The following is a 12,336-nucleotide window of genomic DNA, read 5'->3' on the forward strand; positions in this document are numbered from 1 at the left end:
TGTCAGCCCGGCCGCCTTAGCCGGCGTGCTTGATCTGCGACAGGAATGCCTGCGCACGTGGATGAGCCGGACGTGTGAAGAACTGCGCCGGATCACCCTCTTCAACAATCCGCCCGCCATCGAAAAAGATCACCCGATCGGCCACTTCGCGGGCAAATCCCATTTCGTGGGTGACCACCAGCATCGTCATGCCGCTCTTGGCTAGATCGCGCATCACAAGCAGCACCTCGTTGACCATCTCCGGGTCGAGCGCGCTGGTGGGTTCATCGAACAGCATCACCTTGGGCTGCATGGCCAGCGCGCGCGCGATCGCCACCCGCTGCTGCTGCCCCCCGGACAACTGCGAAGGGTATTTGTGTGCGTGCGCGAGCAGACCGACCCGTTCGAGCAGTTCGCGCGCAACCTTTTCAGCCTGCTCACGCGGCCACTTGCGCACACGGCGCGGCGCAAGCGTGATGTTGTCGAGCACCGTCATGTGGGTGAACAGGTTGAAACTCTGGAACACCATGCCCACTTCCGCGCGCACCGCATCGATGTGGCGCGTGTCACCGTCGAGTTCAATGCCATCGACAACGATGCGTCCACCATCGTGCTCTTCAAGCCGGTTGATCGTTCGCAACAGGGTCGACTTGCCGGAGCCAGACGGGCCGATGATGCAGACAACCTCGCCTTCCTTGAAGGACACCGACACCTCGTTGAGCGCAGTGAAACTGCCCCAGCGCTTGACGACCTTGTCGACCGAAATGATGACCTCGCCCTTGCTCATCGCGTCACCGCTTTCCGACTGCCAGCTTGCGCTCCAGCGCACCGGCGAACTGGGTAAAAGTGGTGGTAAGCACCAGGTAGATCGCCGCGACCGTCAGGAACACCGGCACCGGTTGGAAGCTCTCGGCCTGCACGCGGCTGCTCACCATGGACAGCTCAACCACCCCAATCGCATAGGCCAGCGAAGAATCCTTGAGCAAGGCCACAAGATTGTTGGCCAGCGGCGGCAGCGAGATCCGCACGGCCTGCGGGAAGGTGATGTCGCGAAAAGTATTGAAGCGCGAAAGCCCCAGCGAGCGGGCCGCCTCCACCTGGCCGCTCGGCACGGCATTGATGCCGGCGCGGATCACCTCGGCGTTGTAGGCGCCCACGTTGAGCGACAAGGCCACAACGGCGGTCCAGAACTCCGACAACTGAACGCCTGGCAGCACGGCAGGCAAGGCGAGATAGAAGAACAGGATCTGCAGCAACAAGGGCGTACCGCGAATCACCCAGACAAACAGATCCGCAAGCCAGCGCACCGGCGCCACGGCCGACAACTTGCCCAATGCGCCCAGCACGCCGAGCAGCAGGCCGAACACTGCCGATACGAGCGTGAGCTGGATCGTGACGCGCGCGCCTTCCGAAAACTGCTGCGCAGCAGGGCCGATCGGGGCCGGCAGATGCGCGAGCGGCGCCGACATGAGCCACAGCACGACACCAAGGCTGAGCACCGAGCCCACCAGCACCAGAGCGTCGCGATCCTTGAGTCTAGAAGTCATGGCGAACCGCTAACAAGGCGCGAGCATTCATGGCCCACGCCAGATCAGAAAACGAGGGCCAGAACTCAGTTCTGGCAGCTGATATCTTCTTTGAAGTACTTCTCCGAGATCTTCTTGAGCGTGCCATCCGCCTTGATCTCGGCCAGCGCCTTGTTCAGCTGATCACGCAACTCGCCATTGCCCTTGCGAACAACGGTTGCAACGCGCTCCACGAACAACAGCTCGCCGGTGACGAGTCCTGCACCGGCATTCCTTTCAACGGCCGCCTTCGCCACAAAGCGGTCAGTCACCCAGGCATCAACCCTGCCGGCCAGGAGCGCCTGCTGCGCATCGGTATCCTTCGGGAACGTCTTCACCTCCTTGGCGCCGGTCACCTTCTTGGCAGCCTCGGCGTAGGTGGTTGCCAGCTGAACACCGATCACCTTGTTGGCCAGCTCTGCGCCTTTGGTGGGGCCGCCGCGCTTGGTAACAATCTGCCCGCCGGAACAATAGTGCGGGTTGGTGAAGTCGACCGACTTCTGGCGCTCTTCAGTCACGCCATGGCTCGCAATGGCCGCATCGAAACGATCTTGCCGAATGCTCGCGATCAACGCATCGAAGCCCAGTGCGCGCCACTCCACCTTCAAGCCCAGCTTCGCCGCCATCGCGTTCATCACGTCGATTTCGTAGCCGCTCAGCGTTGAACCCTGGAAGTAGTTGAACGGTGCATAGGCACCCTCACTGGCCACAATGATGCTGCCGGCCTGTTTGATGCTTGCCCAGTCGCGCGCCTGGGCCGTCGATACGCCGCAAGCAAGCAAAAGGGCGAGCGCGAAAGAATGGATCGCACGCATCGGTTTGCATCTCCGTTCAAAAGTACGAGGGGCGCCCCGAAGCGGGACGATGCTAAAGAGTTTAGGCAGGCGATGTGGTCGCGTCTACAACAAGTGTGGACTTCATCAGACACTCAGGACGTTCCAGAGCATCCGACCGGCCAGCACGACCAGCAACGCAGCAAACGCCCGCTTTAGTGTCGTCACCGGCAGGCGATGGGCAAGCCGCGCTCCGATCGGGGCAGTGAGCATGGAGGTGACAACCAGACATAGCAGCGCCGGGAGGTAGACAAACCCAACTGCCGCCGCAGGCAAACCTTCCTGCGACCAACCGTTCCAGAAGTAACCCACGGTCCCCGCAAGCGCTATCGGCAGCCCGACCGCTGCCGAAGTGCCGATCGCCCGCTGCACGGGAACGCTGCACCAGGTCAGGTAAGGCACCGTCATCGCGCCCCCACCCACGGCGGCCAGCGCGGAAACCACACCAATCCCCGACCCGACCCCTGCAAGCCCAAGCGCCCCCGGCAGAGGCCGGCTGCCCGCAGGCTTCAGATTGAAGGCCATCTGGATCGCAATCAGCGAAATGAAGCAGGCAAAAAACACGGCAAGACCACGCGTGCTCACATGCGCAGCAATCACCGTGCCGATCAAGGTGCCGGCCACAATCCCCGGAGCGAATGCGCGCACCACATCCCACATGACCGCGCCGTGCGCATGATGGGTCCGCAGACTCGAAACTGCCGTAAATATGATCGTCGCCATCGACGTCCCGAGCGCCAGGTGCAGCACATGCTCATGCGGCACGCCGCTCGCGGTGAAGACCATTGCAAGCACGGGCACCATGATCGCTCCGCCGCCCACACCAAGCAGCCCCGCCATGAACCCGGAAACCAGCCCCAGCGTGCCGTATGCGAACCACCACAGATCAGGTGCCATGCAATGCTTTACCCCCTTGACTCAACACCCACTGCATCGCGTGGGTTTCGCTCGATCGATCCGCTCGGCCTCAGCCTTCGGTACCCGGCGCCAGCGTCACGGCGCCAATCAGATGATCGATGATGTACTGCCATTCCTCCGGCTCGACCGGCGTAATCGAAAGCCGACTGCCTTTCTGCAACACCCGCATCTGCGCAAGCGCAGGATGGCAGCGCAGTACGGCAAGCGAAATCAGCGGCGTCTTCGCAAGGAAACGCACATCCACATGCAACCAACGCGGCGCCTCGCGCGACGACTTCGCATCGAAATATCGGCTCGCGGCGTCGAATTGTGTCTCGTCGGGATAAGCCGCGCAGGCGACTTCCGCAAGCCCTGCGATGCCGGGCTCCGCGCAAGATGAATGGTAGAAGAGCACCCGGTCGCCGACCTGCATCTGGTCGCGCATGAAGTTGCGCGCCTGGTAGTTGCGCACGCCGTACCACGGCACCGTCTGGCCCGGCCTGGCAGCCAGATCGTCGATCGAACAATCCTCAGGCTCGGACTTCATCAACCAGTATTGCATGCGCATCGCCCACAAACGCGAAGGGCGCGAAGCCGTGCTCCGCGCCCTGCATGATGGGATCCCCCGCCTGTGCCGTTCGAATCGGCATCCTGAACCTGGGTTCAGGGCGGTCGCGTTCCTGCCGCATCAGGTGCTCCCGCAAAGGGGAGCTCACAACAGCGGTTTGTTGGTCGGCAACCATGTCGCGAAGACATTGGTTCAAGGAAATTACGACCCAAACGAACACCGCAGGGGAAAACCGTTGCGGGGTGCTTCACACCCCGCGGCAACCGACCCTGTCGACTGCCAAATCCAGATTCTTCTCGTTGGCGGCGATCAGAGCCACCAAGTCGGTCAAGCTAGAACAGAGTTTCTTGCTGAGCCAGCGCAGTGTCGATGCGCTCGCCCATGGCCTTCATTCTACGCCGGTAGTCTGGCAGATCCAATCCTGCGCCGGTCTGCAGTTGCACCAATTCATGTGCAATGTTGATGGCAGTCATCACCGCAAGTGTTTCGGACGCGGCTTTGGTCCGCGCATCAAACTCACGCATCTTTGCGTCAACAAGCCCGACTGCCGCGAGGAAGGACTCTCGCTCTTCCGGCTTGACCGAGACGCTGTACTCACGCCCCAGAACGGCGAAATCAACGTTCTCCATCACGACTCCATCGTCTCGGGAATCATCGCAAGCACCGATTCGATGCGGGCTGTTGCGACATCAAGCTTGGCCTTCAGGCGCTGGTTCTCGGCCTCCAGCGCGGCAACGCGTTCACGCAAAGCCACGCCGTCGGTGCGCAATAGATGCACTTGCTGCACCAGCGTTCCAAGCTTGAATTCAAGCGATGAAAGTTCCTGTTCCATGCGGCCGATCTTAGGAGCCGTTGGCGGTGGGGTCAAGCGCCACAATTCACACTGAAGCAAAGCAAAGGCAGCTTGCCATGACAGTAGAATCATGGACTTGCAAACAGAATTGAAAGCGCACTGCCATGCAGCATCAAAGGCCCTCTACGCGCGCTGCCTCATCCGCGTTGCAGATTTTTGCCGCGATGAGCCTGTGGCTCTGCACCGAAGCCTTGGCCGCGCCAGTCAGCGTGATTGACGACACCGGCTTGCGGGTGACCCTGCCGGCGAGCGCCCGGCGCGTCATCAGCCTGGCGCCGCATGCCACCGAGTTGCTGTTCGCAGCCGGGGCAGGCGCGAAAGTAATCGCCGCCACCGCATACAGCGACTTTCCGCCGGCCGCGGAGAAACTGCCCCGCGTGGGTGGCTATCACGCGCTGGATCTGGAACGAATCATTGCGCTCAAACCGGATCTGGTCGTGGGCTGGGCCTCGGGGAATCCTTCGCCGCAACTGGACCGGCTGCGGGCGCTGGGGATTCCGGTATACCTGAGCGAGCCACGGGAGTTCGAAACGATTGCCACCAACCTCGAACGGCTTGGCACCCTGACCGGCAACCCCCAGGCCGGCCACAGCGCTGCGAGCACGCTGCGCGATGGCCTTGCCAGCCTGCGCAGCCGCTTCGCCCAGCGTGCACCGGTGAAAGTGTTCTACCAGGTCTGGTCTGACCCGCTGCAGACACTCAACGGCAAGCACATGGTCAGTGGCGTGCTGAGCCTGTGCGGCGGGCAGAATGTGTTCGCAAGCCTTGGCCCGATCGCGCCGACGGTGACGCACGAAGCGGTGCTGGCGACAGCGCCGGAGGCGATCCTGACCGGGCGTGAGCCGGCGACCGACAAGGGCTCGCTGGAGGGATGGAAGCGCTGGCCGCAACTTCCCGCAGTGCGCTTCCAGAACCTGATCTATGTGTCGGGCGACGAACTCAACCGCCCCGGGCCGCGCATTCTGGCGGGGGCGAACGAAGTCTGCACCGCGCTGGACCAGGCCCGTGCGCGCATGGCACAGGCGCGCTGATCAGGGCCGTACCGCGCCATCCTTGCGCGAGAAGAAGCGTGCGCCACGCACCTCGCACATGACTGCCTCTTCGGTACTGCCCGCCTGCACGACAATCACGCGCCAGAGGCCGGGAATGGTGATGCCACCTTCGATCTCGCCAGCCAGTTCGTGCACTTCGTCCATCCGCCAGGCGTCAGCACACAACACCAGGATGTAGGCGCGCCAGCGCGGCGCCATCTCGCAGCGGCGACGCACCACGTAGCCACGCCGTATCGCGTCGCGCGGGCGCAGGTCGCGTACCAGCGCGCGCAGCTCGTGCATCTCGAGGCCCGGCGGCAAGGAACGTAGCGCATCAAGCGGCGCGTCCAGCGCGGCCTGCACCAGCTGCGCCTGCCGCAACAGCTTGCCAAGGCGCTTGCGGTAGGGCCGCGCGGCGGCGCCGATCCCACTGCTTTCGTAGTGTTCGATCAGCAGCGCGGCCGCCTGCAAGCCGACCGCGTCGTCCTCGGTAATCGCGCGGCGCAGATACGCAACCCCGGTCGGGTCGCCACGGCCAAGCAGCAGGCGCCCCATTGCGAGCAGCGCGTCGGGGCGGCCCGGCGCTTGCGGCATCAACTCGCGGTAGACCGAAAGCGGATCGCGATCGCCGGCGTAGCGCTCCACCAGCAGCGCCAGTTCAAGCCGCTCGGAGACCCCGAGCTGGGCGCCTTCGGACTCGAGCCGTGCGATCTTGTCGAGCGCGCGGGTCACCTCCCAGTGGCGCTTGCGCCAGCTGCGTTGCTGCCCCTGCCACCACTGCTGATCGAGATCGCTTGCCAGGCGCGCGACCGATTCGCCCAGAAAACGCCTTGCCGCGCCGCCCTGCGCGTGGCTTTCCACCGGCTCGTCGAGGCCCAGCGCCTGCACCCGCTCGCGCAGGCTGGGGTGGGTGCTCAGGCGCGATTCATCGCTACCCACGTCCGCCAAGGAATCGAACCAGTCGGCGAAGGCCTCGCGGTCGAAGCCGGCACGCAGGGCCGCCGCCATGTGACGGTATGGCAGCATCGAGGGGCGTTCGGAATGATTGGCCTGGGCATACACCTTGGCCCAATAGTCGTCAGCCAGAAAGCGGTGCTTGAGCGCGATTTCTGCCAGCGCCTCACCCAGACGTTTGGCGCCCACCACTTCGGCCGCGCAGGCATCGGCCTCAAGCTCATCCAGATGCGACAACACCAGCGACTCTGCGCAGTAGAGCGGCGTTTCGATTTCGGTGATGCGCGCAAACAGCGGCTGGAGCGGGCTGGTGGTGGCTTCCATGTTTTCCAGCACTTGATGCCACAGCGCCCGCAGGTAGCAGCCCAGCCCGCCGAAGGCCAGGCGCTGACGCCGCAGGTGACCGAACTCATGCGCCAGCACCGCCACAAACTGGCGCGGCGACGTGGCCAGCGCGAGCGGCAGCCCCATCACCAGCGTATTGCGCATCGGCAACCCGCAGAAGCGGTTGGGCCGCTGGGTGATCGCGGCGTTCAGTTCGCCCGTGATGCACACGGTGTGAATCGGCGGGGTGCCGAAACGACGCCGCATGCGTTCGAGCAGATCAAACAAGGCCGGCGCTTCGGCCGCCTGCAAGGCATGCCCGTCCGGCGGCGGGAAGCGGCCCCGCAGCATCCGCGACACCAGCATCAGGACATGCAGGGCCGGAATCGACAGCAGGCCGCGGAAGAAGCTTGCGATCGGCGCCTCGCTGAAACCGCCGTCGAACACGGGTGTCAGCGCCCAGCCGAGGGTGAGCACCGCCGCCAGGCCAAGCAGCATGACGAAGCCAACGCCCGCGCCGGCGCGCAGCGTGACGAGAAACCGGAACAGGCGCGGAAAGCGCAAAGCCCGGTGGCGGGCGCGGTCAAAGAGGCGTTCGAAATCCTGTTCACGCATAGGTGAGCAGTCTTCCTGCAATGCGGCACGGCTGCAAGCAGAAAGCCGACCGGCGCGCACCGGCGCCCGACAAGTCAGGCCGGCACAAAGTACAGCCGCTCGCCATCGTGCAGGGCATGCAGCGGGTGGCCGAGGGCGCGGCCAAAGATCTCGGCCGAGGCCACCTCGGCCACGCTGCCTGCCAGCCAGTCGCCTTCGCCGAAGAGGATCAGGAGGTGGCTCGCCCAGCGCAAAGCCAGGTTGATGTCGTGCAGCACCATGGCCACCGCCGCGCCACCCGCCGCCACGCCGCGGAAGTGATCGAGCACCGCGATCTGGCCCGCCAGGTCAAGATGCGTCAGCGGTTCATCGAGCAGGTAGAGCTGCGGGGTTTGCGCCAGCAAGGCCGCGATGGCAACGCGCTGCCGTTCGCCGCCGGAGAGCGTTTGTACATTGCGCCGCGCAAAGCCGGCGAGCCCCATAGCCGCCAGTGCGCTGGCGGCGATGCGCTGATCGTCCTCGCTCTCCCACTCGAAGCGCTCAAGCCAGGGATGCCGGCCAACCAGCACAGCCTCTTCGACACTGCTGGCAAAAGGGTCGTCGGGATGCTGCGGCAGCCAGCCGCGCAACTGCGCCAGCGCGCGCGCGGGCCACGCAGAAAGCGCCCGGCCACCGCATTCAAGCCGCCCATGCGAGGGATGCAAACCGGCCAGCGCCGCCAGCAGCGTACTTTTGCCAACCCCGTTGCGGCCCAGGATCGCGAGACGGTGGCCCGGCGCGAGATCCAGATCGAGCCGCCGCACGGCCCGCACCTGTGCCACGCTCACATCGAGTGCGCGCGCACACAACAATGGCGACGCAGCATCCGCCATCAACGCGGGTGCCTCGCCAGCAGCCAGAGAAAAACGGGGACGCCGATCAAGGCAGTGAGCACTCCCACCGGCAGTTGCAGCGGTGCGATCACGGTGCGCGCGGCGGTATCGGCCACCAGCAGCAGGCCGCCGCCGCCCAGCGCCGAGGCCGGCAGCAGCAGGCGCTGGTCATTGCCCAGCAGCAGGCGCAACAGGTGGGGCACCACCAGGCCGACGAAGCCAACCGAGCCCACTGAAGTCACCGCCGCCGCCGTGAGCAAGGAGGCGAGCAGAAACACCACGACACCAAGCCGGCGGGTGTCGACCCCCAGGGCCCGCGCATGGCGCTCGCCGCGCGAGAGCAGATTGAGTTCGCGCGCCAGGGGCATGGCGGCGAGTACGCCCACAGCCAGAACCAGCAGCACCAGGCCGGGGCGGTCTGCCGCGCCGGCGTCGCCCATCAGCCAGAAGAGCATGCCGCGCAGGGCCCGGTCGGGGCTCAGCGTGAGCAACAAGGAAACCACCGCGCCGCAGCCAGACGCCACGACAACGCCGGTCAGCAGCAGGCGGGTCTGCGTCCAGCTACCGGAACCGCGCGAGAGCGCGAACACCGCGAACATCGTGGCCAGCGCGCCGGCCAGGGCGGCGCCGTCCACCCATGGCGCAGCAAGGCCGAACAGCAGCGCCGAGAGCGCACCCACCGCGGCACCGCCGGAGATCCCCAACACGTACGGATCGGCGAGCGGGTTGCGCAACAGCACTTGCATCAGGGCACCGGCCAGCGCGAGCAGGCCGCCGCAGCCCAAGGCGGCCAGCGCGCGCGGCAAGCGCAGCTGCGCCACCACCGCCGATTCGATCTGCTCGGTGTGCCCCAGCAATGCGTTGATCACCGCGGCCGGCCCGGCAGCCACCTCGCCGGCCGCGAGCGCGGCGAACAACGCCAGCAACACGCCGGCGGCGAGGCAGACAAGCACAATCAAAACGCGACGGGGGCGCATCGGCAGACGAGCGATCGGAATGGAAACGGCACTCATTGTCGCGCGCCCCTGTAATGCACGGCTGACTTTCTGCGCGCTCAGCGGGTGCTCACACGCACGCCGGCAAACACGCTGCGGCCAGCCGTACCGTAGCCGCGCGCGGTTTCGTACTGCTCGTCGAACAGGTTGTCCAGGCGCAATTCCAGCCGTGCCTGCGGCGCCACGCTCCAGTGTGCGAACAGGTTGACCAGCGTGTAGGCGTCAAGCTTGTTCAGATTGGCCGCGTCGTCGTAGCGATCACCCACGTAGCGCAGCTCCGCGCCGCCGCGCCAGGCCTCGGTGCCATAGCTGGCGTTCAACGCCGCCATCCATTCCGCGCGACGCGCGAGTTGCTTGTCGGTATCGGTGTTCCGGGCATCCAGCCAATCGAGCGAGCCATCCACCACCCAGGCGCCCCAGGTGTTGGCGGCCTCAAGCGTCACCCCCTGCAGGCGTGCGCGCGAAATGTTCTGCGGCTGCCAGTTCTGATCGAGCGCGATCTGATCGCTCACCCGGTTCTGGTAGGCGGTCAGCGACGCGCGCCCCTCGCCCGCGGCCCAGGCCAGCGCGGCTTCGACGTTCTCGCCCTGCTCGGCTTTCAGGTCAGGATTGGAATAGCCGGGGTAGTAGAGATCGTTGAAGGTGGGCGCGCGGAAAGACGTGCCACCGCCCAGGCGCGCACGCCAGGCCTCGGTGAACTGCCAGCCCCATGCCAGCGTGCCGGTGGTGTGGGCACCGAACTGCGAGTTGTCGTCGTTGCGCAGGTTGATCTGGATGCGGTGCTCGCCGTAGTGCGCGCTCCAGCCTGCGAAGAACGCGCCGATCGTGCGGTCGGTATCGAAGCTGCCTTCGGCCGTGGCTTGCTGGCGCAGCCACTCGGCGCCCAGCATCAAGGCGCCGGGCCCGATGCGCACATCGTTCTGCCACGACACCTGATCCTGCTCGGTGCGGAAGCTCACGCCGTCGGGGTTCCACGGGCCGTAGTCGCGGCTGTCATCGATCGAGCGCCCCGCGCGCAGCGTGCTGTTCCAGATGTCGGTGAAGCGATCGCGCAAGGCCAGCCCGTAGGTGGCGACTTTGGCATCGACATGCGAATCGAAGCCCGGCCCGCCGTCGTACCAGCTGCGGCCCTTGTTCTGCAGCGCGCTCAGTTCCAGCGCATGGCCTTCGGCGATCTTCCAGCCAAGGCTGCCGGATACGCTGGTGCGGCGGTAGCCGTCGTCGTCCGGGTCGTAGCTGTAGGGCTGCTTCTCGGCATCGGTGGTGGCCGAAAAGCCGTCGGTCTGCGTATGGCTGGCACGCAGGCTGCCGCTGAATGCGCCCTGCCGGCCGGAGACACCAGCCGCATAGTCCTGACTGCCGTAAGTGCCGACGCCGGCGTAGGCGTCGGCGGCAAACGGCGCACTGGCGCGGCGGGTGAATACCTGCACCACGCCCCCCATGGCATCCGAGCCATACAAGGCTGACTGCGGGCCGCGCACGATCTCGATCCGCTCGATGTCGTCGAGCGACAGATGCTCCAGCGAGGCACCGCCGCTGGTGGCCGAACCCACGCGCAAACCGTCGACCAGCACCAGGCTCTGCGCGGCGCTGGTACCGCGCACGATCAGGCCAGAAGCCTTGCCCGGCCCGCCATTGGAATAGAACTGCAGACCCGGCTGACGGCCGAGGTACTCGGTGAGGCTGACATTGCCGGCACGTTCAATGTCGGCGCGTTCAAGCACGGTGACATCGGCGAGGGTTTCAGCGATCCGGGTGGGCTGCCGCGTGGCGGTGATCACCACGGTTTCAGGCGGCTCGGTGGCGGCGGTGGTCGCCAACGCAGCGTTTGAGAATGCCGCAAGCACGGCGGCAGAGACGGGGCGAACCCAAAGGCACTTCATTTTGCAAGAGACTCCCTGATCGTCCAAGCGCGCGACCCCGCGCGCCGGACATGGCACACGGACAGCACAGCAGGGAAACGAACAGGCAAGGCGCCAAGGCGCGCTGGCTGATCAGCCGACACCCCGCGGCCTGTCCTCCAACGCGCGAGCCTCACCGCCGGGCGGCCAAGCAAGCGCGGGTGTCTGACGGGCCGGTATCCGGGCTTGCGAGCCAGCGTAATCCTCACGCCTGCCCTGCGTCGCCTTCCCGGGAAGTATCCCAGTGGCCGATGACGCCGGGCTCTCGCCTACCGTTGCGGGGGCAGCACAGGCATGGTCCGCGACGAGCGGATTCACCTGTTTCCCGTTTAACCCCGGCGCGCAGACGCGCCAGAGCACCTTTCAGACGGCACTCCGGCCTGGGCCGGAGCAGGGGCGCGAGTTTAACATTGCGGGTTTCGCACCGCAGCAAGGTTTTGTCTGATGATCGAACTCATCCTCGGTGGCGCACGCTCGGGCAAGAGCCGCCACGCCACCCAGCGCGCCGCAGCCGGCGCACTGCCGGTGACGCTGATCGCCACGGCCGAAGGCTTCGACGCAGAAATGCGCACCCGCATCGCGCGCCACCGCGCAGAACGCGACCCGAGCTGGAAAACGGTTGAAGCCCCGCACGATCTGCCGCAGCAACTGATCGTTCACGCCCGCGCCGGGCAATGCGTGATCGTTGACTGCCTGACGCTGTGGCTGAGCAATCGCCTGCTGGCCTCCGCCCCCGAGCACGGCGATGCCGCCGGAGAAGCCGCCGCGGCCGAACTGCTGGCCGCGCTCAAGCGCTGCGGTGGACGCGTCATCCTGGTATCGAACGAAGTCGGACTCGGGCTGGTGCCCGACACCGCGCTCGGGCGCGCATTCCGCGATGCGCAGGGTCGCCTGAACCAGGCGGCGGCGGCCATGGCGCAGCGCGTGGTGTTCATCGCGGCAGGCCTGCCACTGGTCTTGAAAGGCTGAA

General features: G+C 65.8%; 13 protein-coding genes, 1 other RNA gene and 1 riboswitch. Of the genes, 2 read left to right on the plus strand and 12 right to left on the minus strand.

Annotation, left to right across the window (positions count from 1 at the left end; translation table 11 throughout):
- Window positions 1-16 precede the first annotated feature (16 nt).
- From OPU71_RS07415 to OPU71_RS07450, 8 genes are all read right to left on the minus strand, one after another.
- On the minus strand, window positions 17-748 hold the full coding sequence (locus OPU71_RS07415) for an amino acid ABC transporter ATP-binding protein (RefSeq protein ID WP_267726959.1): 732 nt from the start codon (window positions 746-748) through the stop codon (window positions 17-19).
- A gap of 22 nt (window positions 749-770) precedes the next feature.
- Window positions 771-1,526, minus strand: a complete 756-nt coding sequence (locus OPU71_RS07420; protein ID WP_267726800.1) for an amino acid ABC transporter permease — start codon at window positions 1,524-1,526, stop codon at window positions 771-773.
- 65 nt (window positions 1,527-1,591) lie between these two features.
- Window positions 1,592-2,359, minus strand: coding sequence for an ABC transporter substrate-binding protein (locus OPU71_RS07425; RefSeq protein ID WP_267726803.1), 768 nt, complete (start codon window positions 2,357-2,359; stop codon window positions 1,592-1,594).
- A 105-nt stretch (window positions 2,360-2,464) separates the two neighbouring features.
- Complete coding sequence (locus OPU71_RS07430; RefSeq protein WP_267726805.1) at window positions 2,465-3,274, minus strand: sulfite exporter TauE/SafE family protein; 810 nt, start codon at window positions 3,272-3,274, stop codon at window positions 2,465-2,467.
- Between the two features lie 70 nt (window positions 3,275-3,344).
- Window positions 3,345-3,836, minus strand: coding sequence for an EVE domain-containing protein (locus OPU71_RS07435; protein WP_267726807.1), 492 nt, complete (start codon window positions 3,834-3,836; stop codon window positions 3,345-3,347).
- 56 nt (window positions 3,837-3,892) lie between these two features.
- Window positions 3,893-4,073: non-coding RNA, 6S RNA (gene ssrS / locus OPU71_RS07440), on the minus strand.
- A gap of 101 nt (window positions 4,074-4,174) precedes the next feature.
- Complete coding sequence (locus OPU71_RS07445; protein WP_267726809.1) at window positions 4,175-4,471, minus strand: cell division protein ZapA; 297 nt, start codon at window positions 4,469-4,471, stop codon at window positions 4,175-4,177.
- Window positions 4,471-4,674: a hypothetical protein gene (locus OPU71_RS07450; RefSeq protein WP_267726811.1), complete on the minus strand. Its 204-nt coding sequence runs from the start codon at window positions 4,672-4,674 to the stop codon at window positions 4,471-4,473. The genes OPU71_RS07445 and OPU71_RS07450 overlap by 1 nt, the downstream gene beginning before the upstream one ends.
- A 185-nt stretch (window positions 4,675-4,859) precedes the next feature.
- On the opposite strand from OPU71_RS07450, the gene OPU71_RS07455 reads away from it, so the two are divergent.
- Window positions 4,860-5,726: a cobalamin-binding protein gene (locus OPU71_RS07455; protein ID WP_267726813.1), complete on the plus strand. Its 867-nt coding sequence runs from the start codon at window positions 4,860-4,862 to the stop codon at window positions 5,724-5,726.
- Here OPU71_RS07455 and OPU71_RS07460 read toward each other — a convergent pair whose 3' ends face one another.
- The 4 genes from OPU71_RS07460 to OPU71_RS07475 all read right to left on the minus strand — a co-directional run bounded on the left by OPU71_RS07460 (window position 5,727) and on the right by OPU71_RS07475 (window position 11,348).
- Window positions 5,727-7,619: a M48 family metallopeptidase gene (locus OPU71_RS07460; protein WP_267726815.1), complete on the minus strand. Its 1,893-nt coding sequence runs from the start codon at window positions 7,617-7,619 to the stop codon at window positions 5,727-5,729.
- A gap of 74 nt (window positions 7,620-7,693) precedes the next feature.
- Entirely contained in the window at window positions 7,694-8,470 is a 777-nt protein-coding gene (locus OPU71_RS07465; RefSeq protein WP_267726817.1) for an ABC transporter ATP-binding protein, read from the minus strand.
- Window positions 8,470-9,483 carry a FecCD family ABC transporter permease gene (locus OPU71_RS07470; RefSeq protein ID WP_267726819.1) on the minus strand — a complete coding sequence of 338 codons (1,014 nt, stop codon included), beginning with the start codon at window positions 9,481-9,483 and terminating at the stop codon, window positions 8,470-8,472. The genes OPU71_RS07465 and OPU71_RS07470 overlap by 1 nt, the downstream gene beginning before the upstream one ends.
- Window positions 9,484-9,524: 41 nt before the next feature.
- The gene (locus OPU71_RS07475; protein ID WP_267726821.1) at window positions 9,525-11,348 is read right to left on the minus strand and encodes a TonB-dependent receptor domain-containing protein; all 1,824 of its coding nucleotides are present in this window, start codon (window positions 11,346-11,348) and stop codon (window positions 9,525-9,527) included.
- A 171-nt stretch (window positions 11,349-11,519) separates the two neighbouring features.
- A riboswitch (cobalamin riboswitch) is annotated at window positions 11,520-11,745 on the minus strand.
- Window positions 11,746-11,810: 65 nt separating this feature from the next.
- Between OPU71_RS07475 and cobU the strand changes: the two genes are divergently transcribed.
- The gene (cobU, locus tag OPU71_RS07480) at window positions 11,811-12,335 is read left to right on the plus strand and encodes a bifunctional adenosylcobinamide kinase/adenosylcobinamide-phosphate guanylyltransferase (protein ID WP_420712364.1); all 525 of its coding nucleotides are present in this window, start codon (window positions 11,811-11,813) and stop codon (window positions 12,333-12,335) included.
- Window position 12,336 lies beyond the last annotated feature (1 nt).

It is taken from the genome of Niveibacterium sp. 24ML (assembly GCF_026586805.1).
Classification (GTDB): Bacteria; Pseudomonadota; Gammaproteobacteria; order Burkholderiales; family Rhodocyclaceae; genus Niveibacterium.